This window comes from Billgrantia tianxiuensis, assembly GCF_009834345.1.
Classification (GTDB): domain Bacteria; phylum Pseudomonadota; class Gammaproteobacteria; order Pseudomonadales; family Halomonadaceae; genus Halomonas; species Halomonas tianxiuensis.
On record NZ_CP035042.1, the window covers coordinates 330,683 to 354,101 of the forward strand.

Annotated in this window: 20 protein-coding genes and 1 pseudogene; 20 read left to right on the top strand and 1 reads right to left on the bottom strand. The window is 64.1% G+C overall.

Annotated features, from left to right (window positions below; genetic code table 11):
- Positions 1-29 precede the first annotated feature (29 nt).
- The 6 genes and pseudogenes from EKK97_RS01510 (at position 30) to EKK97_RS01535 (ending at position 5,605) form a co-directional block, all read left to right on the top strand.
- Positions 30-437: a putative zinc-binding protein gene (locus tag EKK97_RS01510; RefSeq protein WP_159548245.1), complete on the top strand. Its 408-nt coding sequence runs from the start codon at positions 30-32 to the stop codon at positions 435-437.
- Positions 434-1,525, top strand: coding sequence for a GTP 3',8-cyclase MoaA (gene moaA / locus EKK97_RS01515; protein ID WP_236551347.1), 1,092 nt, complete (start codon positions 434-436; stop codon positions 1,523-1,525). The genes EKK97_RS01510 and moaA overlap by 4 nt, the downstream gene beginning before the upstream one ends.
- Before the next feature lie 123 nt (positions 1,526-1,648).
- Positions 1,649-1,960 carry a hypothetical protein gene (locus EKK97_RS01520; protein ID WP_159548247.1) on the top strand — a complete coding sequence of 104 codons (312 nt, stop codon included), beginning with the start codon at positions 1,649-1,651 and terminating at the stop codon, positions 1,958-1,960.
- 21 nt (positions 1,961-1,981) lie between these two features.
- A complete protein-coding gene (locus tag EKK97_RS01525; RefSeq protein ID WP_159548249.1) occupies positions 1,982-3,190 on the top strand; it encodes a M24 family metallopeptidase in 1,209 nt (402 codons plus the stop codon).
- 128 nt (positions 3,191-3,318) lie between these two features.
- Positions 3,319-4,847, top strand: a pseudogene (locus EKK97_RS01530) (BCCT family transporter).
- Positions 4,847-5,605: a creatininase gene (locus EKK97_RS01535; protein ID WP_159548251.1), complete on the top strand. Its 759-nt coding sequence runs from the start codon at positions 4,847-4,849 to the stop codon at positions 5,603-5,605. The pseudogene EKK97_RS01530 and the gene EKK97_RS01535 overlap by 1 nt, the downstream one beginning before the upstream one ends.
- Positions 5,606-5,644: 39 nt before the next feature.
- Here EKK97_RS01535 and EKK97_RS01540 read toward each other — a convergent pair whose 3' ends face one another.
- Complete coding sequence (locus EKK97_RS01540; protein ID WP_159548253.1) at positions 5,645-6,508, bottom strand: LysR family transcriptional regulator; 864 nt, start codon at positions 6,506-6,508, stop codon at positions 5,645-5,647.
- A 411-nt stretch (positions 6,509-6,919) separates the two neighbouring features.
- Between EKK97_RS01540 and EKK97_RS25250 the strand changes: the two genes are divergently transcribed.
- From EKK97_RS25250 to EKK97_RS01600, 14 genes are all read left to right on the top strand, one after another.
- Positions 6,920-7,210, top strand: coding sequence for a sodium:solute symporter family transporter (locus EKK97_RS25250; protein ID WP_201296988.1), 291 nt, complete (start codon positions 6,920-6,922; stop codon positions 7,208-7,210).
- Positions 7,168-8,226: a sodium:solute symporter family transporter gene (locus tag EKK97_RS01545; protein WP_201296989.1), complete on the top strand. Its 1,059-nt coding sequence runs from the start codon at positions 7,168-7,170 to the stop codon at positions 8,224-8,226. The genes EKK97_RS25250 and EKK97_RS01545 overlap by 43 nt, the downstream gene beginning before the upstream one ends.
- Positions 8,227-8,377: 151 nt before the next feature.
- The gene (locus tag EKK97_RS01550) at positions 8,378-9,415 is read left to right on the top strand and encodes a GlxA family transcriptional regulator (RefSeq protein ID WP_159548255.1); all 1,038 of its coding nucleotides are present in this window, start codon (positions 8,378-8,380) and stop codon (positions 9,413-9,415) included.
- Between the two features lie 294 nt (positions 9,416-9,709).
- Positions 9,710-11,011: a serine hydroxymethyltransferase gene (gene glyA / locus EKK97_RS01555; RefSeq protein ID WP_159548257.1), complete on the top strand. Its 1,302-nt coding sequence runs from the start codon at positions 9,710-9,712 to the stop codon at positions 11,009-11,011.
- A 50-nt stretch (positions 11,012-11,061) separates the two neighbouring features.
- Positions 11,062-12,312 (top strand): sarcosine oxidase subunit beta family protein, encoded by a 1,251-nt coding sequence (locus EKK97_RS01560; RefSeq protein ID WP_159548259.1) that lies wholly within the window; start codon positions 11,062-11,064, stop codon positions 12,310-12,312.
- A 12-nt stretch (positions 12,313-12,324) separates the two neighbouring features.
- Complete coding sequence (locus EKK97_RS01565) at positions 12,325-12,717, top strand: sarcosine oxidase subunit delta (RefSeq protein WP_159548261.1); 393 nt, start codon at positions 12,325-12,327, stop codon at positions 12,715-12,717.
- A complete protein-coding gene (locus EKK97_RS01570) occupies positions 12,714-15,764 on the top strand; it encodes a sarcosine oxidase subunit alpha family protein (RefSeq protein WP_159548263.1) in 3,051 nt (1,016 codons plus the stop codon). The genes EKK97_RS01565 and EKK97_RS01570 overlap by 4 nt, the downstream gene beginning before the upstream one ends.
- Positions 15,757-16,392, top strand: a complete 636-nt coding sequence (locus EKK97_RS01575; RefSeq protein ID WP_159548265.1) for a sarcosine oxidase subunit gamma — start codon at positions 15,757-15,759, stop codon at positions 16,390-16,392. The genes EKK97_RS01570 and EKK97_RS01575 overlap by 8 nt, the downstream gene beginning before the upstream one ends.
- An 85-nt stretch (positions 16,393-16,477) precedes the next feature.
- Entirely contained in the window at positions 16,478-17,344 is an 867-nt protein-coding gene (gene purU / locus EKK97_RS01580; RefSeq protein ID WP_159548267.1) for a formyltetrahydrofolate deformylase, read from the top strand.
- A gap of 119 nt (positions 17,345-17,463) precedes the next feature.
- Positions 17,464-18,588: a prolyl oligopeptidase family protein gene (locus EKK97_RS24170; RefSeq protein ID WP_236551348.1), complete on the top strand. Its 1,125-nt coding sequence runs from the start codon at positions 17,464-17,466 to the stop codon at positions 18,586-18,588.
- A complete protein-coding gene (locus tag EKK97_RS24175; protein ID WP_236551349.1) occupies positions 18,561-19,526 on the top strand; it encodes a prolyl oligopeptidase family serine peptidase in 966 nt (321 codons plus the stop codon). Before EKK97_RS24170 ends, EKK97_RS24175 begins: the two co-directional genes overlap by 28 nt.
- Before the next feature lie 267 nt (positions 19,527-19,793).
- Positions 19,794-21,173, top strand: a complete 1,380-nt coding sequence (locus EKK97_RS01590) for an ABC transporter substrate-binding protein (RefSeq protein ID WP_234286965.1) — start codon at positions 19,794-19,796, stop codon at positions 21,171-21,173.
- A 720-nt stretch (positions 21,174-21,893) separates the two neighbouring features.
- On the top strand, positions 21,894-22,544 hold the full coding sequence (locus tag EKK97_RS01595; RefSeq protein WP_236551350.1) for an ABC transporter permease: 651 nt from the start codon (positions 21,894-21,896) through the stop codon (positions 22,542-22,544).
- The gene (locus tag EKK97_RS01600; RefSeq protein ID WP_201296990.1) at positions 22,541-23,407 is read left to right on the top strand and encodes an ABC transporter ATP-binding protein; all 867 of its coding nucleotides are present in this window, start codon (positions 22,541-22,543) and stop codon (positions 23,405-23,407) included. The genes EKK97_RS01595 and EKK97_RS01600 overlap by 4 nt, the downstream gene beginning before the upstream one ends.
- Positions 23,408-23,419: the final 12 nt, after the last annotated feature.

Sequence of the window (23,419 nt, forward strand, 5' to 3'; positions counted from 1 at the left end):
GGCCGCGCGTTGCAATGAAGGGAGGGTTCATGTCCCGAACCGCGAACAAACCTCGCACCCTGGTCTACTCCTGCTCCGGCTGCTCCGATGTGGCGCAGTTGGCCAACGACGTGGCCGTGCGGCTCGACCACACCGGCGTGGCCGAGATGTCGTGCATCTCCGGTGTCGGCGGCGGCGTTCCGGGCCTGGTGCGCATTGCCCGCTCCGGGCGGCCCATCGTTGCCATCGACGGCTGCCAAATGCACTGCGTCACCCACTGTCTGGCCCGGGCCGGAGTGAGCGCCACCGAACACGTCAAGCTCTACGAGCAGGGCTTTCGCAAGCGGCGTGGCCAGCGCTACGACGACGAAACCGTCAACGAGGTGGCCGAACAGGTCGGTGAGCTGATCGCCCGTCTACCAATGAACGCCGTGGCCCACGCGGAGAAGACCCCATGAGCCTGACCGACGGCTTCGGCCGCACCGTGCGCTACGTCCGCCTGTCGGTCACCGACCGCTGCGACTTTCGCTGCGTCTACTGCATGGCCGAGGAGATGACCTTCCTGCCCCGGGCCAGGCTGCTGACCCTGGAGGAGATTGCCACCCTGTCGCGGGCCTTCGTCGAGCTGGGCGTGGAGAAGATCCGCCTCACCGGCGGCGAGCCCCTGGTGCGCCGCGGCATCGCGGAGCTGGTGGCCGAACTCGGCGCGCTGCCGGGGCTGCGCGACTTCGGCATGACCACCAACGGCGCCGGGCTCGTCAAGCACGCCCGCGCCCTCTACCGGGGCGGCCTCAAGCGGCTCAACGTCAGCCTCGACTCGCTCGACCCCGAGCGCTTCCGCGCCCTGACCCGCACCGGCGACCTGGCGCGAGTCATCGACGGCATCCGCGCCGCTCGCGAAGCCGGTTTCGGGCGCATCAAGCTCAACGCGGTGATCCTCAAGGGGCGCAACGACGACGAAGTGCTCGACCTGGTGGAATTCGCGCGAGCGGAGCAGGTGGACATCAGCTTCATCGAGGAGATGCCGCTGGGCCAGAACATGAGCCACGACCGCGGCGAGACCTTCTGCGGAAGCGATACGGTGCGTGCCGCCATCGAGGCGCGCCACGCGCTGCTGCCCACCACCGAAACCTCCCTGGGGCCGTCGCGCTATTTTCGGATGATTGACTCGGACATCCGGGTCGGCTTTATCTCGCCCCACAGCCACAACTTCTGTGCCGCCTGCAACCGCGTGCGCGTCACCGCCGAGGGCCGCCTGCTGCTGTGCCTGGGCAACGAGCACTCCGTCGACCTGCGAGCGGTGATGCGTCGCCACCCCGGCGACCTCGAGCGGCTCAAGGCCGCCATCGTCGCTGCCATGCAGAAGAAACCCGAACGCCACCACTTCACCACCGATGGCGACGTGCAGGTGGTGCGCTTCATGAACATGACCGGGGCTGACCCCAGCTCCGCTCTCCCTCGTCTCTCGCTGACGCGGCGGCCGCCAGGCTGCTGCGCCTGCCTGTCTGCCCGTCTGCCCGCCTGCCCTGCTTGCGCTCACGCCTGAATCCGGCATGGCGCGGCCCCCTCTGCGTGGCATTGCCGATGCCAATGCCCCTATTTGCACTAGTCATTGGTGTTGCCGATCGGCGCTGGCCATAGTCTTTCCAGACGGCTGGAGAACGCGGAAATGAAACATTGGCGACTGGTGCTGAGAGTGGCTTCCGACTCGAAGGTGTTACATGACGCCGGTGAATTGAGGCGCAATGTCACCGCCTTCCTGCGCGTGGAAAAAACCTACGAAGTGGCCTGCCTCGGCATCGACATGTTCGGCATCGACTTCCTGGCGGAAGACGAAGAGTTCAATCACATCATGAGTCTGGTGAAGATACTGGAATCCAGATACCGACTTTCCATCATGCAGTTCAGCGAGCTCGATGCAGCCAATGAGCCTGGTGTGACAGTAAAGGTCGGTTCTAAACCTGCGACATGTGTCGCGTGAAGAGACGAAGGAGACAACAACATGAAGCTTCCATCGCTGATCGAAATTCCCAATGGCGACAAGGTCGTGCCGACGTTTTCCGATGCCGAGATGCACGGGCGTCTGAAGCGGCTTCGGGAGTACATGGCGGCCAATGACGTCGACGCCGTCGTGCTGACCTCGTACCACAATATCAACTACTTCAGTGACTTCGTTTACTGCAAGTTCGGGCGCGATTACGGCCTGGTCGTGACCCAGGATCGTTTTACCACCGTCACCGCCAATATCGACGGCGGCCAGCCCTATCGGCGCAATCGCCTGGGCGACAACATCGTCTACACCGACTGGCAGAAGGACAACTTCTTCAAGGCGGTCAAGCAGCTGTGCGAGGGCAAGCAGCGCGTGGGCGTCGAGTTCGACCACCTCACGCTGCAGAACCGGGAGAAGCTGCTCTCCGCACTCGGCGAGGTGGAGCTCACCGACATCGGCGTGCCGACCATGAAGATGCGCATGATCAAGTCGGCCGAGGAGATCGCCCTGATCCGCCAGGGCGCGCGCATCGCCGACGTGGGTGGCGTGGCCGTGCGCGATGCGATCAAGGCAGGCGTGCCGGAGTACGAGGTGGCCCTGGCCGGCCAAGCCGCCATGGTTCGCGAGATCGCCAAGACCTACCCGCACGGCGAGCTGATGGACACCTGGGTCTGGTTCCAGTCGGGCATCAACACCGACGGCGCCCATAACCCGGTAACCAGCCGCCGCGTGCAGCCCGGCGATATCCTGAGCCTCAACACCTTCCCGATGATCTCGGGCTACTACACCGCGCTGGAGCGCACCCTGTTCTGCGAGCACGCCTCCGACGAGCATCTGCGCCTGTGGGAGGTGAACTGCGAGGTGCATCGCCGCGGCCAGGAGCTGATCAAGCCCGGGGTACGCTGCTGCGACATCGCCCACGAGCTCAACGAGATCTTCGCCAAGCATGACCTGCTGCAGTACCGCACCTTCGGCTACGGCCACTCCTTCGGCACCCTCAGCCACTACTACGGCCGCGAGGCGGGCCTCGAGCTGCGCGAGGACATCGAGACCGTGCTCGAGCCCAACATGGTGGTCTCCATGGAGCCGATGATCATGGTGCCGGAAGGGCGCCCGGGGGCGGGCGGCTACCGTGAGCACGACATACTCGTCGTGAACGAACACGGCGCCGAGAACATCACCGGCTTCCCGTACGGGCCGGAGCACAACATCGTCAAGTAAGTATCGAGGGGGCGCTACGCCCCCTTTCCGCCTATAAGAACAAACAGCAGAGGAGGACGACCATGGTCCTGCACTCGGGCCCCTTCAAAGGGGTGAACCCACTGGTGACCCTGGTATCGGTCATCGTCATGGCGGCGTTCATCGCGCTGGCCATTCTCTTCCCGCAAGCCACCACGGCGCTGATCGACCAGGGAAGGACCTTCGTGACCTTCTACTTCAACTGGTGGTATGTCGGCCTGGCGGCGAGCTTCCTCATCTTTCTGCTGGCACTGGCGTTCAGCAAGTACGGACGCCTGAAGCTGGGGGAGGAGCACGAAAAGCCGGAGTTCGGCTACTTCACCTGGTTTGCCATGCTCTATGCCGCCGGCCAGGGCATCGGCATCATCTTCTGGTCGATCGCCGAGCCGATCATGCACCTCTCCCAGGGGACCCCCTTCTCCTCGGCGGTAGGCAACGCCGAAGCCGCCGACATCGCCATGCGGCTGGCCTATTTCCACTGGGGCCTGAACGCCTGGGCCATCTACTGCATCGTCGCCCTCGGCCTCGCCCTGATGGCCTACCGCTACGGCAAGCCGTTGAGCATCCGCTATACGCTCTATCCCTTGCTGGGGGAGAAGGTCAATGGCTGGATTGGTAATCTCATCGATATCATTGCTGTCTTTGCCACCCTCTTTGGTATCGCCACTTCCCTGGGCCTGGGCGTTCAGCAAATCAATTCCGGCCTTAATTATCTTTGGGACGTGCCTGTCAATAGCCTGGTACAGGTGGCGCTGATCGGCGTGATCACCGTACTCGCCCTGATCTCGGTGCTGACCGGGCTCAAGCGCGGCATCAAGTATCTTTCACAAGCCAACATGTGGCTGACCTTCCTGCTGCTTGCCTTCTTCTTCGCCTTCGGGCCGACGCGCTACATCATCGGCGGGCTGCTTGAGTCGACGGGCGATTACCTACGCTCGGTGATTCCGCTGAGTTTCTACACGGGCAGCAACGCGACGGCGGCCAACGGTGCCGCGTCATGGCAGGACTCCTGGCAGGGCTGGTGGACCGTCTTCTACTGGGGCTGGTGGATGTCGTGGGCTCCGTTCGTGGGGTCTTCGTGGCCCGGGTCTCCCGGGGGCGTACCATCCGCGAGTTCATCTTCGGCGTAGTGGGCGTCTCCTCGCTGCTCTCCTTCGTCTGGCTCTCCGCCTATGGCGGCACCGCGCTGTACGAGGAGCTGTTCGGCAGTGGCGGCATCTCCGAGGCGGTATCCAAGGACGTCTCCCTGGCGCTCTATGCCACCTTCTCCGCCATGGACGTCGGCGTCATCGGCGTACTGGCCGGGTTCTTCGGTACCGTGCTGGTGGCGACCTATTTCATCACTTCCTCGGATTCGGGAACCCTGGTCATCACCACCATTCTCAGCGAGGGCGATCCGCATCCGCTCTCCCGGCATCGCGTCTTCTGGGGCGTCATGGAGGGGGCCGTCGCGGCGGTGCTGCTGCTGGTGGGCGGGGCCTGGGCGCTGTCGACGCTGCAGACGGCCGCCATTCTCTCGGCGCTGCCCTTCTCCCTGATCATGGTGCTGATGGCCTTCTCCATCGTGCGTGCCGTACAGCAGGATAGTGCCTTTCGACGCGAATACTCGCTGAAGACCATGATGGAGGGAAAAACCTGATGAATAGCGTCAAGCTGGCGGAGCTGGACTGGATGACCTACCGCGACCGGGTGCAGGATGGCGGCTGCCGAATCCTGCTGCCGGTGGGGGCCATCGAGCAGCATGGGCCGCACATGTCGTTGAACCCGGACGTGCTGATACCGGAATACATCGCCTGCCGCGTGGCAGAGCGCAGCGGCAACATGCTGGTCGCGCCGCCCATTGCCTACGGCTACAAGTCGCAGGTGAAGTCGGGGGGCGGCAACTTCTTCCCTGGTACCACCTGCGTCGGCGGTCGCGCTCTGGAGGAGTACGCCTATGACGTGATCCTCGCCTACGCGGCGCATGGCAACCGGGAGTTCGTGCTGATCAACGGCCACTTCGAGAACTCGATGTTCCTGGTCGAGGCGGCCGATCGAGCCGTGAAGCACGCCAGATTGTCCGGCAAGGAGATACGGGTTGTGCTGCTCTCCTACTGGGACTTCATCAGCGAGGCCACCATCGAGAAGGTCTTCCCGGACGGTTTCTCGGGCTGGGCGGTTGAACACGGCGGCGTGCTGGAGACCTCGATCATGCTGAAGATTCATCCCGAGCTGGTGGACATGGCGAAGGCGGTCGATATCCCGCCGGCGGAATTCCCGCCCTACGACGTCTTCCCGCCGGATCCGAGCTGGGTGCCGAGTTCGGGGACGCTCTCTTCCCCGGCGCAGGCCACCGCCGAGAAAGGCGAGTGGATTCTCGACGAATGCATCGCGGGGATCGCTCGCACCTTCGGCTGAATGGGCCATTGGCCGCCGGCGCAGCGGGCGATGCCTCGGCTACATGTTGGCCAGTCCTGAGCGAAGGAAGTCGAGTACGTGGCGAGAGGCGACATTGAGCTCCCGCTGCTTGTAGTACAGGCCGATACAGACTTTGCCGAGCTCGGGAAGGCTCCCGGATCGGACGGTATGCTTCAAGTGCTCGGGTATCACCGATCTCGCCATCGCGGTGATACCCAGCCCCTCTTCCACCGCCGAGAAGATGCCGAGCAGGCTGGTGCTCGTGTACATGAAGCGGAAAGGGTGCTGCTGCGATTGCAGGGCCTCCTCCATCAGGGAGCGATAGACGCAGCCCTGAGGGTAGGCGATCAGCGGAATGGGGTCGTCATCGCCATCGATGAGCCGGCTGTCCTTGTAGACCCACTCCAGGCCTTCCAGCCGGTAGTCGCGCGCGTCCCGGTCCTCGTCCTCCTTGGCGTACTCCATGGCCAGGGCAAGATCATAATGCCCCTTCTGATAGCGCTGCAGGATGACCTTGCTGATCTCGCAGTCGACCTCGACCACGATGTTGGGGTAGACGCGCGAGAGATTCCGCAGCGCCTTGGGCAGAAACGCCAGCTCGAAATCGTTGGGAATACCGAGCCTGACCTTGCCGGAAACGTTGTCACCCCTGACCTTGGCGATGATCTGATCGTTGATTTCCAGCATCTGGCGTGCGGCCTCGTAGAGATATTCGCCATCTTCTGTCAGCTCCAGGCTGGAGCCGCGCAGGAAGATCTTGGTGTTCAACAACTCCTCGAGTTTCTTGACCTGAAGGCTGATCGCCGGCTGCGAGCGGCCCAGCAGCTCGCCGGCACTGGTGAAGCCACCGAGGTCTTTGATGGTGACGAAGGTGCGCAGAAGATCAGTCGGTATGTTGGTCATAATTCAAGCCATTTCGATATTTTATGAAGGCATTTTGCTTACAAATTGGCGGGGAGGAGGGGCGTAAAATACCTTGATGACGCTGGATCCAACAAACAATATCACCCACAAAATTAGTGAAGCCAAGAACAAGAGGATGTGTAGATGAATTCCTGGGTATTGGTAACGTTTCTTGTACTGACTTGCTACATGCTGATCCACTCTGGAGCTGTTTACCTTCGCAGAGAGCTGAAGCGAAATTCCGCTGATGGTTCGATGAGGAGGTGATCATGGATGCCTACAAGTTGTTCAACTGGGGCTATTGATTCTGACCTTCGGTTTGTTGATTTATCTCGGCTATCTCTCCTCGAAATATATGAACAAGAACGATGAGGGAGGTTTTCTGGTCGCGGGCGATCCTTGGGCGCCTTCGTGGCGGCTGGTACCATCGTGGCCACCGGCTTCAGCGGCTGGGGTTTCATGGGCTCTCCCGGTGTGACTTACCAGTTTGGTGCCATCGAGGTGCTCGGCAATTTCTTCTTTGCCCCCGCCATGATGATCGCCGTCCTCTACTTCGCACGCTTTCTGCAGCGACGGGCGCTCGAGATGGGCAGCAACACTATCCCTGAGTATATCGCACAGAGCCATGGCAGCGGCGCCATGGGGCGAGTGCTCCAGGGGTGGCAGCCTTCATCACCATCCTGCTGCTCTTGGTCTTCCTGACCAGCCAGATCAAGGCAGTGGGGCTGCTGGGGGCCAGTTGGCTGGGGATCGAGTTAAACCAGAGCGCCTTCCTGATGGTCGCGGTGATCATTATCTATACCATGCTGGGCGGTCTCGCCGCGGTCGCCTGGACCGACACCGTGATGGTCTGTGGGATGGCTCTGGCGGCGGTCATCATCATGGTGCAGATCTTCACCTCGGTGGATCTCGGCAACTGGGAGGCGTCCCTCAACGCCATTGACCCCGAGCTGCTCAACCCCACCACCGGGGCGCACTACGGCGACTCCATCGGCACCGTCTTCCTGGTGCTGCCTTACGCCTTCCTGTTTGCCGCCGTGCTGCCCTACATGGCCATCCGGTTCCTGGCCATGAAGCCGGACGTCAAGCTGCACAAGGTGGGGCTCTACGTGGCGATACTCGGCGCGCTGCTGAGCTTGATCCCTATTGTCGGCCTCTATGTGCGTATGCACATGCCCGACCTCGCCGATCCCGACATGGCAATGCCGATCTACCTCGAGCAGTTCATGCATCCGGCCATCCAAGGCGTCATCACGCTCTTCATAATCTTCGCCATGAAATCCACGGCAAACTCGCTGCTGCATACCGTGGCTTCGGCGACCTCGCATGATCTTCGGCTATCTCTGTTCGGTCCTGTCTCCAGTGAGCGCATGGCGCTGAGGATCAATCGCGCGGCCGTGGTGTTGCTCGGCATCGTAGCACTGCTGATGATGCTCTATGCACCTCCGTTCATGCTTTCCTGGCTGGGGATCCTGGGTTCCGGCACGCTGCTCGCCAGCATGATCGGGCCAGTCTTCATCTCGACGTTCTGGCAAGGCACCGCCTGGGGGGCACTCACTGCCATGCTGGTGGGGTTCTTCACCAGTGGCTACATGATGCTATTTGCCGACGTGGGGTGGCTGATCGGACCGCTGACCGGTTGTGCCGTCTCTTCGGCCTGTTATGTGGGGGTGTCGCTGATAATGAGGCCGATGGAATTCAGCCAGAGGCACTCCTGAAATACAGGATGCCGTCTCCGGTATAGCCCCGGAGACGGCAGGGGAGGGGGGAATACCTCGCTTCAGCAGTTTACAGGCTCGCAGAATCCGATAGAGTCGAGGCGATGGGCCTCGTTCGCCCGGTAGCACCCTTCGCGACGCAGGAGCCGCCATGAATCCTCCTCTCAGGGGCGAGCCCCTCTCGGTCGGCTTCGTCCTGCTGCACCGCTTCACCCTGCTGCCGTTCGCGGCCTTCGTCGATTGCCTGCGCCTGGCCGCCGACGAGGGCGACCGCAGCCGTCAGCTGCGCTGTCACTGGACCTTCATGAACAGCACGGGCGAACCGGCCACCTCCAGCTGCGGGGCCACTATCGCGCCCTGTGCTCCCTTCCGGGCCCCCGAGGAGTTCGATTACATCGTGGTGATCGGTGGCGTGCTGGACGATGCTGATCGGGTCGATACCGCGGCGTTGGCCTACCTGCGGCGGGCGGCGGCGGCCGAGGTGCCGCTGGTCGGGCTGTGTACCGGGGTCTTCGCCTTGATTCAGGCCGGCCTCATGAGCGGGCGGCGGTGCTGCGTGAGCTGGTATCACCACCGCGACATGATCCAGCGCTTTCCTACCATCGAGCCGGTGGCCGACCGGCTGTTCATCGACGACGGCGACCGGCTCACCTGCGCCGGTGGTGCGGCGGGAGCGGACCTGGCCGCCTATCTGATCGAGCGCCATCTGGGCAAGGCGTGGGCGATGAAGAGCCTGCGCATCATGCTGCTGGAGGAGGCCCGTACCGGTGCCCATCCCCAGCCGCAGCCGGTGGTGTTCGGCAAGATCGAGGATCGCCTGGTGCGCCGCTCCATCGCCGTGCTCGAGCAGCACCTGGGCGAGCCGATCTCCATGGATACGCTGGCCGAGCGAGTGGGGACCTCACGCCGCAATCTGGAGCGCCGCTTCCGCGAGACGCTCGGCGTCGCGCCCCAGAAGTTCGCGCGGGATCTTCGCCTGCGCTACGGGCTGTGGCTGCTGCACTACACCGGCAAGAGTGTCACCGAGATCGGCGAGCGCTGCGGCTTTGCCGATACGGCACATTTTTCACGCCATTTTCGCAGCGCCTTCGGCATGACGCCGTCGGAAATGCGCAAACGTGCTACAGATCCAGGAAGCGACCGGGTCGATCCGTTCTTCCTACATATCGAATCCAATCCCAGCCTTTGATGAGGGCACCGCTTTCGCCCGGATCACGCGCGCTCCAGGCGAGTGAGTGCTATGGCTAACGCCGGCTGAAAAGCGTGTCGTTCTGATCGCCGTCACGCTTGGCATTCAGTAAAGCTGTCGCATTCGTTCAATCTTTCGTTCGACGCCTCCGCTATTAATCGCAGGGTAGGCAGGCCGTCCTGCGTGGCGGTTATCCAAACATAAGGATTTCAAATTTTCGCGCCGCCGGGTTGCCGATAGATTGCTAGAACGCACCCAGCCCTGAACCAACATCCATAACAAACGGAGTCAGTCATGAACCAAGCCGGACTCGCTTCATTCGATACCCAGATTGCTGCCGCCATCGAAGCGGAGGTGGCGCGCCAGGAAGCCCACGTCGAGCTGATCGCTTCCGAGAACTACGCCAGCCGTGCGGTGATGGAAGCCCAGGGCACCCAACTGACCAACAAATACGCCGAAGGCTACCCGGGCAAGCGCTACTACGGCGGCTGCGAGCATGTCGACGTGGTCGAGAAGCTCGCCATCGAGCGTGCCTGCAACCTGTTCGGCGCCGACTACGCCAACGTCCAGCCCCACTCCGGCGCCCAGGCCAACGCCGCCGTCTTCATGGCGCTGGTCAGCCCCGGTGACACCGTGCTCGGCATGAGCCTGGCCCACGGCGGTCACCTGACCCACGGTGCGGCACCCAACTTCTCCGGCAAGCACTACCACGCAGTGCAGTATGGCCTGAACCCCGAAACCGGCGAGATCGACTACGAGGAAGTCGAGCGGCTGGCGCGCAGCCACAAGCCCAAGCTGATCATTGCCGGCTTCTCCGCCTATTCCCGCGTGGTCGACTGGCGCCGTTTCCGCAACATCGCCGATGAAATCGGCGCCTGGCTGATGGTCGACATGGCCCACGTGGCGGGTCTGGTCGCCGCCGGCCTCTACCCGAGCCCGGTGCCCCATGCCCACGTGGTCACCACTACCACCCACAAGACCCTGCGCGGCCCGCGCGGCGGCCTGATTCTCTCTGCTCATGGCGATGCGGAGCTGTACAAGAAGCTCAACGGCGCGGTGTTCCCCGGCCAGCAGGGCGGCCCGCTGATGCACGTTATTGCGGCCAAGGCGGTGGCCTTCAAGGAGGCCATGAGCCAGGCCTTCGTGCAGTACCAGCAGCGCGTGATCGACAACGCCCAGGCCATGGCCACGGTGTTCATCGACCGCGGCTACGACGTGGTGTCCGGCGGCACCGACGACCACCTCTTCCTGGTCTCGCTGATCCGCCAGGGCGTTACCGGCAAGGACGCCGATGCGGCGCTGGGTCGGGCCCACATCACCGTCAACAAGAACGCCGTGCCCAACGATCCGCAGAGCCCGTTCGTGACGTCCGGCCTGCGCATCGGCACCCCGGCGGTGACCTCGCGTGGCTTCGACGTGGCCGACTGTGAAGCGCTGGCCGGCTGGATTTGCGACATCCTCGACGTGCTGGCCGAGCAGGGCAGCACCGACGCCGTGGAGGCCGAGGTGCGCGCGAAGGTCGCCGAGCTGTGCGAGCGGCACCCGGTCTACGGCGCTGCCGCTCCGGCCGCGGCACACGACACCGCCACCGCCTGAACCCGTATGGGATTGGCCCCGCTCGGCGGGGCCGGTCGAGGAGAGAGAAGATGCAACGCTATTCAGGATTCGGGCTGGCCAAGCACGCCCTGAGCCACCACGAGAACTGGGAGCGCCAGTGGCGCAACCCCACCCCCAAGAAGCAGTACGACGTGATCATCGTCGGCGGCGGCGGCCACGGCCTGGCCACTGCCTACTACCTGGCCAAGGAACACGGCATCAAGAACGTGGCGGTGCTGGAGAAGGGCTGGCTGGGCGGCGGCAACACCGCGCGCAACACCACCATCGTGCGCTCCAACTACCTGTGGGACGAGGCCGCGGCGCTCTACGAGCACGCCATGAAGCTGTGGGAGGGGCTCTCCCAGGACCTCAACTACAACGTGATGTTCTCCCAGCGCGGCGTAATGAACCTGGGGCACACCCTGCAGGACATGCGCGACATCCAGCGCCGGGTCAACGCCAACCGCCTGAACGGTATCGATGGTGAAGTGCTCACTCCCGAGCAGATCCAGGAGATCGTGCCGATCATGGATTGCTCGAAGAACGCCCGCTATCCAATCCTCGGTGCCTCCTGGCAGCCGCGCGCCGGTGTGGCGCGTCATGACGCCGTGGCCTGGGGCTTTGCCCGCGCCGCCGATGCGCTGGGCGTCGACCTGCTGCAGAACACCGAGGTTACCGGCTTCAAGATTCGTGATGGCCGCGTCTACGGCGTGCACACCAACCGCGGCGACATCGAAGCCAAGACCGTCGGCTGCGTGGCGGCGGGCAACTCGGGCGTGCTGGCGAAAATGGCCGGCTTCCGCCTGCCGCTGGAGTCGCATCCGCTGCAGGCGCTGGTATCCGAGCCGCTCAAGCCGGTGCTCGACACCGTGGTGATGTCCAACCACGTGCACGGCTATATCAGCCAGACCGATAAGGGCGACCTGGTCATCGGTGCGGGCATCGACGGCTACAACGGCTATGGCCAGCGCGGCAGCTACCCCACCATCGAGCACACCCTGCAGGCCATCGTCGAGATGTTCCCGATCTTCTCGCGGGTGCGCATGAACCGCCAGTGGGGCGGCATCGTCGACACCTGCCCGGACGCCTGCCCGATTCTCTCGGCCACGCCGGTGAAGGGCCTATTCTTCAACTGTGGCTGGGGCACCGGTGGCTTCAAGGCCACGCCGGGCTCGGGTCACGTATTCGCCTGGACCCTGGCCAAGAACCAGGCTCACCCGCTTGCGGCCCCGTTCTCCATCGACCGTTTCCATACCGGTGCTCTCGTCGACGAGCACGGTGCGGCCGGCGTTGCTCACTAAGGAGGCATTCCCATGTTTCTGATCTACTGCCCCTACTGCGAGGAGCATCGCGAGGAAGAGGAGTTCCGTCCCAAGGGCCAGGCCCATATCCTGCGCCCCAAGGACCCGGAAGCCTGCAGCGACGAGGAGTGGGGCGACTACCTGTTCTTCCGTGACAACCCGCGCGGCATCCACCATGAGCTGTGGGTGCACGCCGTCGGCTGTCGCAAGTTCTTCAACGTCACGCGCAATACCGTGACCTACGAAATTCTCGAAACCTACAAGATGGGCGAGCAGCCCCGCATTACCGCCGAGAGCCTGGCGGGTGGCGAAACCCAGGGCAACGTGCAGGTGGCTGGCGGCGGACAACAGACCGTGGGCGCCAGCAATGCTGCAGTGGCATCGGTCAAGGGGGAGCAGGCATGAGCAAGTCCGTGACACAGCCGAATCGTCTCAAAGAGGGCGGGCGTATCGACCGCTCGCGCAAGCTCGGCTTCACCTTCAACGGCCAGCACTATCAGGGCCATGCCGGCGATACCCTGGCCTCGGCGCTGCTGGCCAACGGGGTGGATATCGTCAACCGCAGCTTCAAGTACTCGCGCCCGCGCGGCATCGTCGCTGCCGGCGCCGAGGAGCCCAACGCGCTGGTCCAGCTGGGCAGCACCGAAGCCGCCCAGGTGCCCAACGTGCGTGCCACCCAGCAGGCGCTGTTCGACGGCCTCGTCGCGCGCAGCACCAACGGCTGGCCGAACGTGCAGCGCGATGTCATGAGTCTGGTGGGCAAGCTGGGCGGGCGCTTCATGCCGCCGGGCTTCTACTACAAGACCTTCATGGCACCGGCCTCCATGTGGATGACTTATGAGAAGTACATCCGCAAGGGCGCAGGCCTGGGCCGCAGTCCCATGGAAGCCGATCCGGACAACTACGACCACCTCAACCAGCACTGCGACCTGCTGGTGATCGGTGCCGGCCCCGCCGGCCTGGCGGCGGCGCTGACCGCAGCCCGCAGCGGCGCCCGGGTGATCCTGGCCGACGAGCAGGAAGAGATGGGTGGCTCGCTGCTCGACAGCCGCGAGCTGCTCGACCAGCAGCCGGCGGCCAAGTGGGCGGAGCGCGTGCTGGCGGAGCTCGCCGGGCTGGACAACGTCACGCTGCTGCCCCGCACCACCGCCAACGGCTACCACGACCACCATTTCGTCACGCTGCACGAGCGGCGCACGGAGCACCTGGGCGAGACGGCACCGCTGGTCGACGGCCATCGCGGCGTGCGTTCGCGCATGCACCGCGTGCGTGCCGGTCAGGTGCTGCTGGCCACCGGCGCCCACGAGCGGCCGCTGGTCTATGCCAACAACGACGTGCCGGGCAACCTGCTGGCCGGCGCGGTATCCACCTACATCCGCCGTTACGGCGTGGTACCGGGCAACAAGCTGGTGCTCACCACCAGCAACGATCACGCCTATCGCGCCGCGCTCGACTGGGTCGAAGCTGGCCGTGAGGTCGTGGCCATCGTCGATGCCCGTGCCAATCCGCAGGGCGACTGGATCGACGCCGCCAAGGCCAAGGGCATTCGTATCATCACCGGCAGCGCGGTGATCGAGGCCAAGGGCGAGAAGCGCGTCAGCGCGGCCCGCGTGGCCAAGATCGACCTCGGCGCCTTCAAGATCACCAGCCAGGCCGAGACCCTGGCCTGCGACACCATCGCCAGTTCTGGCGGCTACAGCCCGGTGATCCACCTGGCCTCGCACACCGGCGCGCGGCCGACCTGGAACGAGGAGATCCTTGGTTTCGTCCCCAGCCTGGTCAAGGGCGTGCATGCTGCCGGCAGCGCTCGTGGCGTCCACGACCTGGCCGCAGGCCTGGCTGACGGCGTGGCCATGGCTGCCCAGGCGCTGGAAGCACTGGGGCAATCGGCCAAGGCGGTCGAGCTGCCGCAGGTCGACGCCCGCCGCGAAGGGCCGGCCTGTGCGCTCTACCAGGTGCCTCACGAGAAGCCGACCCTGCGTGCGCCCAAGCAGTTCGTCGATCTGCAGAACGACGTCACCGCCGGGGGCATCGAGCTGGCAACGCGCGAAGGCTTCGAGTCCATCGAGCACGTCAAGCGCTACACCGCCATGGGCTTCGGTACCGACCAGGGCAAGCTCGGCAACATCAACGGCATGGCCATTGCCGCGCGCTGCTTGGGCAAATCGATTCCCGAAGTGGGCACCACGGTGTTCCGCCCCAACTACACGCCGGTCACCTTCGGGGCCATCGCCGGTCGCCACTGCCGCGACCTGTTCGACCCCGAGCGCTACACCGCACTGCACCAGTGGCACGTGGAGAATGGCGCCGAGTTCGAGGACGTCGGCCAGTGGAAGCGCCCCTGGTACTTCCCGCAGACGGTCAACGGCAAGAAGGAGACCATGCACGAGGCGGTAGCCCGCGAGTGCCGGGCGGTGCGTGAGAAGGTCGGTATCCTCGATGCCTCGACCCTGGGCAAGATCGACATCCAGGGCCCCGACGCTCGTGAGTTCCTGGGCCGCGCCTACACCAACAAGTGGGAAAAGCTGGCCGTCGGCAAGTGCCGCTACGGGCTGATGTGCAAGGACGACGGCATGGTCACCGATGACGGCGTGACCAGCTGCCTGGCCGACAACCACTTCCTGATGACCACCACCACCGGCGGCGCCGCCGCGGTGCTGGAGTGGCTGGAGCTGTGGCATCAGACCGAGTGGCCCGAGCTCAACGTGACCTTCACCTCGGTGACCGATCACTGGGCGACCATGACGATCACCGGACCCGAGGCGCGCAACCTGCTGGCCGAGATCACCGACATCGATCTCGACCGCGATGCCTTCAAGTTCATGGACTGGCGGGCTGGCAAGGTGGCCGGGGTACCGGCGCGGGTGTTCCGGATCTCCTTCACCGGCGAATTGACCTACGAGATCAACGTCCAGGCCAACTACGCCATGCACGTGTGGAAGACCCTGTTCGAGCATGGCAACAAGTACGGCCTGACCCCCTACGGCACCGAGACCATGCACGTGCTGCGGGCGGAGAAGGGCTTCATCATCGTCGGCCAGGACACCGACGGCTCGGTGACGCCGGAAGACCTGGGCATGCAGTGGTGCGTGGGCTACGACAAGCCGTACTCGTGGATCGGCAAGCGTGCGCTGTCGCGCAGCGACACCCGCCGCACGGACCGCAAGCAGCTGGTCGGCCTCAAGCCCAAGGACCCGAAGGTGGTGCTGGAGGAGGGCGCGCAGATCGTCTTCGACCCGAAGCACGCCATTCCCATGCCGATGGCGGGCCACGTGACCTCGAGCTACTACAGCCCGACCCTGGACTCAGGCTTCGCCCTGGCCGTGGTCAAGGGCGGTCAGCAGAAGATGGGTGAGACCGTCTACCTGCCCATGGCCGACGGCCAGGTCCATGAGGCCGAAATCGTCAGCCCGATCTTCGTCGATCCCAAGGGAGAGCGCCAGAATGTCTAACGCCGCTACTTTCGATACTCGTACCGAAGCCAATATCCCGGTGGAATCGCCGCTGGCCTATTCCTACCAGCGTTCGGGGGCTCCGGTCCCCAGCGCCAAGAGCCGAGTGGTGTTGCGCGAGCGGCCCTTCCTCGGTCATCTGGTGCTGCGCGGCGGTGCCATCGTGCTCGACGAAGCGGTGCGCGCGGTGCTGGGTTTCGGCCTGCCGGCGCGCCCCAACACCCTCAGCCATAGCGAGGATGGCGCGCGTTCGATCCAGTGGCTCTCGCCCGACGAGTGGCTGCTGATCGTCCCCGGTGGCGAAGAGTTCGAGCTGGAGGGTGAGCTGCGCAATGCCCTGGGCGATGCCCACTACGCCATCGTCAACGTCAGCGGCGGCCAGACGCTGATTGAACTCTCGGGCGAGAAGGCGCGTGAGCTGCTGATGAAATCGACGCCCAGCGATGTGCACCCCGATGCCTTCCCGGTGGGCAAGGGCGTGACCGCAGTGTTCGCCAAGGCCAACCTGATCCTGCGCCGCCCCACGGAAACCCGTTGGGAACTGGTGCTGCGCCGCAGCTTCGCCGATTACTGCTACCGCTGGCTGCTGGATGCCGGCGAGGAGTACGCCATCGGCGTGGAGAAGTGACTCGGCGTCTCGTTTGCCAGGCGCGTTTGGCCGGGGTTGCCCCGGCCCTTTTTCCACTTGCCGCCAAAGCGCCGGAGGGAACAGCATGAAGCGACACGATGATATCTGGATCATGGCCGCGCAGTGCCCCAGCCGCCTGGGCACCGTGGATGTAGTAACCCGTTTCCTCAAGGAGCGGCGCTGCTATATCACCGAGCAGCAATCCTTCGACGACCGCTTGAGCGGCCAATTCTTCATTCGCACCGAATTCCGCCCCGAAGAGGCCGGCTTCGATGCCGACACCTTCCAGGCGGGCTTCGCCGAGCGGGCCGCCGAGTTCGAGATGAGCTCCGAGCTGACGCCGCCTGGGCGGCTGATGCCGGTGGTGATCATGGTCTCCAAGGCCGATCACTGCCTCAATGACCTGCTCTATCGCTACCGTACCGGTCAGTTGCCCATCGACATACGTGCCATCGTTTCCAACCACCCCGACCTGGCGTCGCTGTCGGAGTGGCATGGCATTCCCTATCACCACTTCCCGATCACCGCCGAGACCAAGCCCGAACAGGAGGCCCAGGTATGGCGGGTGATCGAGGAGAGCGGCGCCGAGCTGGTCATTCTGGCGCGCTACATGCAGGTACTGTCGAGCGAGATGTGCACCCGGCTCTCGGGCCGTGCGATCAACATTCACCACTCGCTGTTGCCCGGCTTCAAGGGCGCGCGCCCCTACCACCAGGCCTACGACAAGGGCGTCAAGCTGGTCGGTGCCACCGCCCACTACATCAACGACGATCTCGACGAGGGGCCGATCATCACCCAGGGGGTCGAGCCGGTCAGCCATGCCGACTATCCGGAGGATCTGGTTGCCAAGGGCCGCGACATCGAGTGCCTTACCCTGGCCCGGGCGGTGGCACTGCACGTGGAGCGTCGCGTGTTTCTGAATAGGAACCGTACGGTGGTGTTCCAGCGCTAGGCGATGCCTGAAAACTGCCTTCGCTCGCCGACTTTTCAGACAAGGCCTTGTGCGCATTGAGTCCCTGGCCATAGCGGGCTAGCTTGGTGGGCAAAACGACTGCCCACCAGGAGATCCGCATGGCTGCCCCCTTCGACGAGCACGACCCCTACCTGTGGCTGGAAGAAATCGAGGGCGAACGCGCCCTGACCTGGGTCGAGCAGCGCAATGCCGAGAGCCAGGCCAGGCTTGCCGATACGCCGGGCTTCGCGTCCCTGCGTGACGATCTCCAGGCGATTCTCGAGGCCGACGACCGCATTCCCTTCGTGGTCAAGCGCGGCGAGCACTTCTACAACTTCTGGCAGGACCGCGACCACCCCCGCGGGTTGTGGCGTCGCACCACGCTTGAGGAGTACCGCAAGGCGCGGCCCGAGTGGGAGGTGCTGATCGACCTCGACGCGCTCAACGCCGAGGAGGGCGAGAACTGGGTATGGCACGGCGCCCACTGCCTGCGCCCCGAATCGCCCGACGCGCCCTGGCGCCACTGCCTGGTGTCGCTCTCCCGCGGCGGTGCCGATGCCGACGTCACCCGCGAGTTCGACCTGGTGGAAAAGCGCTGGGTCGAGCCGGGTTTCTTCCGTCCCGAGGCCAAGGGCGGCCTGGGCTGGATCGACCGTGACACGGTCTATGTCCAGACCGACTTCGGCGAAGGCTCGATGACCCGCTCCGGCTACCCGCGCATCGTCAAGCAGTGGCGGCGCGGCACGCCGATGGCCGACGCCGAGACGGTGTTCGAGGCCGAGCTCGACGACATGGCCGTAGGCGCCGCGCACGACTCCACCCCCGGCTTCGAGCGCGACTTCGTCAGCCGCGCCCGGGCCTTCTACGACAACGAGCTCTATCTGCGTCAGGCCGACGGCAGCCTCACCCGTATCGAGGTGCCCAATTCGGCCCACAAGCAGGTGCACCGCGAGTGGCTGATGGTCGAGCTGCGCGAGCCCTGGGAGGTGGCGGGCACCACCCATCCCGCCGGCGCGCTGCTGCTCGCCGACTTCGACGCCTTCATGGGCGGCGAACGCGAGCTGCGCGTACTGTTCACCCCCACCGAACGCACCTCGCTCTCCGATGTCACCTGGACCCGCCGCCACCTGATCCTCAACGTGCTCGACGACGTCAAGCACCGGCTCTACGTGCTCACCCGAGCGAAGGCCAGTGGCAGCCCGAGCCGCTGGCGGGCGTGCCGACGCTGGGCAGCGTCAGCGTGAGCGCGGTGGACGACGAGGAGAGCGACGAGGTGTTCGTCATCGTCAGCGACTACCTCACGCCGACCACTCTGCTGCACGGCCGGGTCGGCGAGGCGCTCGAGACGCTCAAGCAGGCGCCGGCGCTGTTCGACGCCGAGGGGCTCGAGGTGACCCAGCACTTCGCCACCAGCCGCGACGGCACGCCGATTCCCTACTTCCAGGTGGCGGAGCGCGATCTCGAGCCCAGCGGCGATCATCCGACCCTGCTCTACGGCTACGGCGGCTTCGAGGTGCCGCTGCTGCCCGGCTATAGCCCCGGGGTGGGGCGCGCCTGGCTCAGCCAGGGCGGCGTCTACGTGGTGGCCAACATCCGCGGCGGCGGCGAGTACGGCCCGCGCTGGCACCAGGCGGCGCTGCGCGAGAAGCGCCACAAGGCCTTCGAGGACTTCGCCGCCGTGGCCGAACACCTGATCGAGCGTGGCGTCACCTCGCCGCAGCGGCTGGGCATCCAGGGCGGCTCCAACGGCGGCCTGCTGGTGGGCAACATGCTCACCCGCTACCCGCAGCTGCTCGGCGCCGTGGTGTGCCAGGTGCCGCTGCTCGACATGCGCCGCTACCATTTGCTGCTGGCTGGCGCCTCGTGGATGGCCGAGTACGGCGACCCCGAGAGCGACGACTGGTCATTCCTGAGCGACTTCTCGCCCTACCACAATCTCGATCCCGAGGCCCAGTACCCGCCCATACTGCTGATGACCAGCACCCGCGATGACCGCGTCCACCCCGGCCACGCGCGCAAGATGATGGCGCGCATGGTCGAGCAGGGACATCGGGCGCTCTACTACGAGAACGTCGAAGGCGGCCACGGCGGCGCGGCCGACAACCGCCAGCGCGCCCATATGCAGGCACTGGCGTTCACTTTTCTGAGTCAGACTTTAATAGAGAAGACTTCTGGCTCTTAGCCTGTAACTGATTTGTTCTAGTTGTCCTGTTCGGCATCTGAATGGCTGCGCCATGATGATGCCGAAAGCCACTCGTTGCGCACTATGCGTGCGCAACGAGTGGCTGGTGGTCGAGTGGTTTATCCAGTTCGGGCTGCCCTTTCCCTTATTCGAATCATGCAGATGGACGGAAATTCGCGCTGGGTGGCACGCGCGCTGCAGATCAATGAGTGAAGGTAATGACCGGATAGTACAAGTACAACCCACCCTGACCGGAGGTGACTGGACATGAAGAACCGGAAGCGACTCATCGGCTGCTGTTTGTTGGGAACACTCTTTCTGCTGAGTAACCCTGCATTGGCGGAGCGCATCACCATCGGTATTGGCCACCAGAGCATGGTGACCAATACCGTTGCGGGCGGTATCGTCCTGGAGAAGCTTGGCCTCATAGAAAAATATCTTCCCACGGACGGGGATTACGCCGATGCCGAGTACGAAATCATCTTTCGCGACTATGATTCAGGCCCACCCATCACCAACCAGATGATGGCAGGCAACCTGGAATTCGGCGTGATGGGCGACTATCCGCTGATCGTCAACGGGGCCAACTTCCAGGCCACTGGCCGACATGAAACCCGTTTCATTGCCGTGACCGGATACAACCGTCAGGGGACCGGCAACGCCATCGTGGTACCGGTAGCCTCCGACGTACACTCCCTCGAGGAACTGATGGGCAAGCGCATCTCCATGCCGGTGGGTAGCGCTGCCTGGGGCATGACGCTCAAGGCTCTGCGCGATGCAGATCTCGATGGACAGATCGACATCGTCGACCAGAGCCCGCCGGTGGGCGTGGCCAATATCGCCGGCAACCGGATCGATGCCCACGCCGACTTCGGGCCCTGGTCGGAGGTGATGGAGTTCCGCGGTACCGGACGCAAGATCTTCGATGGCAGCGAGGCCGGCGTGCCGACCTTTCACGGCATTGTAGTACGCAAGGCGTTCGCCGATCGCTATCCTGAGGTGGTCGAGGCCGTGCTGCAGGCGACCCTCGAGGCGCAGCAGTGGATCAAGGAGGATCCGGTGCGTGCCGCCACTCAACTCAGTGAATGGACCGGCGTGGCCAAGGAAGTGCTCTATCTCTACCTCAGCGAGGGGGGAATCAGCACCCTGGATGCCACCATCAAGCCTGAGTGGATCGAGGCGCTGCAGTACGATCACGCCCTGCTACAGGAAGAGCGCAACATACCCGATCTCGATTTTAGCGCTTGGATCGACGACAGCTATATCCAGCGCGCCTATGCGGCGTCCGGGCTGGATTATGCCGCCGACCTGAAGCGCATGGTCACGCCCATGGCGCAGAATCCGGATCTCAGCCCGGCCCAGGTATGGTTCGCCGACGAAGGCTTCGTCGAGTACGAGAGCGTGGCCGACATGGTGGCAGCCTTTCGTACAGCGGACACCGAAGGGCGAGAGGTCTACGCCACCTATGTCTACGATCACGACAGCGGGATCAAGATGTTCGGCAAGGCCGCCTTTCTTGCCGAAACGCCCGATGGTGAGGTGGCAGCCTTCATGAAGCGGGACGACTCGCAGGCATACGTTGCCGATAACGGTGGAAGAATGATTGCCCTGACCGCTTCAGGTGATGAGTCCCTCGTCATGAAGTAAATGAAGTTAATTCAGAAAGATTTCTTCCCTGGTTAGAATGTTAAGGAGGAGGGTGCGGAAATTTCCGTGCCCTTTTTTATTGCCGATAGATATACGTGTTGTCAGCCTTTTTGGCGTTGTTGGTTGTCCTACTTGTATTGAATAAAGGGGGTGGGGATCAGGGTAAATGCATCAGTCTGATGCCTGTCAATTCCGATATGCACCACGCGGGCGCGCAGGCCAATTGCGGAGAAACTGCCTCTTCGATTGAGTGAAAAACAAAAAACACCTTTTGGATTAAATCCTTGGCATCGATAAGCGAAGTGTTGGCACGGCTGATGCAACTTACTGGGTAAACGATATGACCTGATAGTACAAGCTTCGCCCCCGGCAACAACGACACAACAAGCGCCGGTTTCACTACCCACAGCGTTGCGCAGACAGCGCTCCCGTGACGAGAGGTGACCTCATGAGCTTGAACCCCAGTCCTCGCCCACCACTGTCCGAGGCCGTTGCGTCAGGCCCGTTCGAGAGCGTAGAGCGCTCTGCCGCCAAGCCGGCACCTGCCGAGGCGCAGCCAGCCGTCGATGGCGTGGTTGGCTACCGGCGACTTTTGCCCGTGAACTGGGACCGCTACCTGGTCCGCATCGGGGCCCTGCTGGTGGCAGCGCTAGGCTGGCATCTCGCCTCGACCTACGGCTTCGACTTTTTCGTTCGCTTCGACAACGTGCCGGGCCGCTGGTGGTGGGGGCGGAGTTCCTGGCCCAGGCCTCGAGCCAGGAGTTCTACGTTCATATTCTCCATAGCATGCAGCGTATCGCCATGGCGTACGGTCTTGCCGTGGTGATCGGCGTGGTACTCGGGGTAATGATGGGCCGCTCGCGCTTTGCCGAGGATGTGATACTGCCCTACATCGAGATCCTGCGGCCGATCCCGGCGGTGGCCTGGATCCCGCTGGCGATTCTGATGATGCCCACTGAACAGTCGAGCATCGTCTTCATCACCTTCCTCGGCGCGCTGTTTCCCATCGTGATCAACACCGTGCACGGCGTCGAGCAGACTCCCAAGGTGCTGGTGCGCGCCGCCCGCAGCCTGGGGGCGAGCAACGCCGCGATTCTCTGGCACGTGGTGCTGCCCGGCGCGCTGCCGAGCATCGTCGCGGGGCTTGCCATCGGCATGGGGGTGGCGTGGTTCTCGCTGCTGGCAGGCGAGATCATCAGCGGTCAGTACGGGATCGGTTACTTCACCTGGTCGGCCTATACCCTGGTCGAGTACCCCAAGATCATCATCGGCATGCTGGTCATCGGCGGGCTGGGCTCGCTGTGCACCCTGCTGGTACGCAAGGCCTGCTCGCCGCTGCTGCGCTGGCAGACCGAGGGGGCCAAGTCATGATGCCGAGCCAACTCACTCGTGCCGCCGTGGTCGAGCATCCCCACAGCTTCCGTCCGCGCAGCGCCGGCGGCAAGGGACGGATCAGCGTGCGCGACCTCGATATCGTCTTTGCCACCGGCAGCGGCCCTCAGCGTGCCGTGGCCTCCGCCAGTCTCGACATCCAGCCGGGCGAGTTCGTCTCGCTGCTGGGCCCCTCCGGCTGCGGCAAGTCGACCCTGATGAACAGCGTGGCCGGCTTCGTCAAGCCGACCCGGGGCGAGGTGCTGCTCGACGGCCACAGCATCGTCAAGCCTGGCCCCGACCGCGGCATGGTGTTCCAGCAGCATTCGCTGTTTCCGTGGAAGACGGTGAAACAGAACGTCGCCTTCGGCCCGCTGATGGCCGGCGCGGGGGCGCGCGAGGCCGAGAGCGTGGCCAATACCTTTCTCGCGCTGGTGGGACTGTCGCGCTACGCCAACGCCTTTCCCACCACGCTCTCCGGCGGCATGCAGCAGCGCGTGGGTATCGCCCGGGCGCTGGCCAACTACCCCAGCGTGCTGCTGATGGACGAGCCCTTCGGCGCCCTGGATGCCCAGACCCGCAGCATGATGCAGGAGAACCTGCTGGAGATCTGGGGCGAGTTCAAGAACACGGTGCTGTTCGTCACCCACGACATCGACGAGGCGGTGTTCCTCTCCGACCGCATCGTGGTCATGAGCGCCAGCCCCGGCCGCATCATCGCCGACATCCCGGTGCGGCTGCCGCGCCCGCGCACCCAGGAGCTGCTCACCACGCCCGACTTCATGGCGATCAAGCGCGAGAGTCTCGCCCTGATTCGCGAGCAGACGCTGCGCGCCTTCGAACAGCAGAACCAGGCGGGCTGAGCCGGGATGGCA

Excerpts from the sequence above, each read along its gene's own strand:
- EKK97_RS01510 (WP_159548245.1), top strand. The coding sequence starts at position 30 with ATGTCCCGAACCGCGAACAAACCTCGCACCCTGGTCTACTCCTGCTCC.
- moaA (WP_236551347.1), top strand. The coding sequence starts at position 434 with ATGAGCCTGACCGACGGCTTCGGCCGCACCGTGCGCTACGTCCGCCTG.
- EKK97_RS01520 (WP_159548247.1), top strand. The coding sequence starts at position 1,649 with ATGAAACATTGGCGACTGGTGCTGAGAGTGGCTTCCGACTCGAAGGTG.
- EKK97_RS01525 (WP_159548249.1), top strand. The coding sequence starts at position 1,982 with ATGAAGCTTCCATCGCTGATCGAAATTCCCAATGGCGACAAGGTCGTG.
- EKK97_RS01535 (WP_159548251.1), top strand. The coding sequence starts at position 4,847 with ATGAATAGCGTCAAGCTGGCGGAGCTGGACTGGATGACCTACCGCGAC.
- EKK97_RS01540 (WP_159548253.1), bottom strand. The coding sequence starts at position 6,508 with ATGACCAACATACCGACTGATCTTCTGCGCACCTTCGTCACCATCAAA.
- EKK97_RS01550 (WP_159548255.1), top strand. The coding sequence starts at position 8,378 with ATGAATCCTCCTCTCAGGGGCGAGCCCCTCTCGGTCGGCTTCGTCCTG.
- glyA (WP_159548257.1), top strand. The coding sequence starts at position 9,710 with ATGAACCAAGCCGGACTCGCTTCATTCGATACCCAGATTGCTGCCGCC.
- EKK97_RS01560 (WP_159548259.1), top strand. The coding sequence starts at position 11,062 with ATGCAACGCTATTCAGGATTCGGGCTGGCCAAGCACGCCCTGAGCCAC.
- EKK97_RS01565 (WP_159548261.1), top strand. The coding sequence starts at position 12,325 with ATGTTTCTGATCTACTGCCCCTACTGCGAGGAGCATCGCGAGGAAGAG.
- EKK97_RS01570 (WP_159548263.1), top strand. The coding sequence starts at position 12,714 with ATGAGCAAGTCCGTGACACAGCCGAATCGTCTCAAAGAGGGCGGGCGT.
- EKK97_RS01575 (WP_159548265.1), top strand. The coding sequence starts at position 15,757 with ATGTCTAACGCCGCTACTTTCGATACTCGTACCGAAGCCAATATCCCG.
- purU (WP_159548267.1), top strand. The coding sequence starts at position 16,478 with ATGAAGCGACACGATGATATCTGGATCATGGCCGCGCAGTGCCCCAGC.
- EKK97_RS24170 (WP_236551348.1), top strand. The coding sequence starts at position 17,464 with ATGGCTGCCCCCTTCGACGAGCACGACCCCTACCTGTGGCTGGAAGAA.
- EKK97_RS01590 (WP_234286965.1), top strand. The coding sequence starts at position 19,794 with ATGAAGAACCGGAAGCGACTCATCGGCTGCTGTTTGTTGGGAACACTC.
- EKK97_RS01600 (WP_201296990.1), top strand. The coding sequence starts at position 22,541 with ATGATGCCGAGCCAACTCACTCGTGCCGCCGTGGTCGAGCATCCCCAC.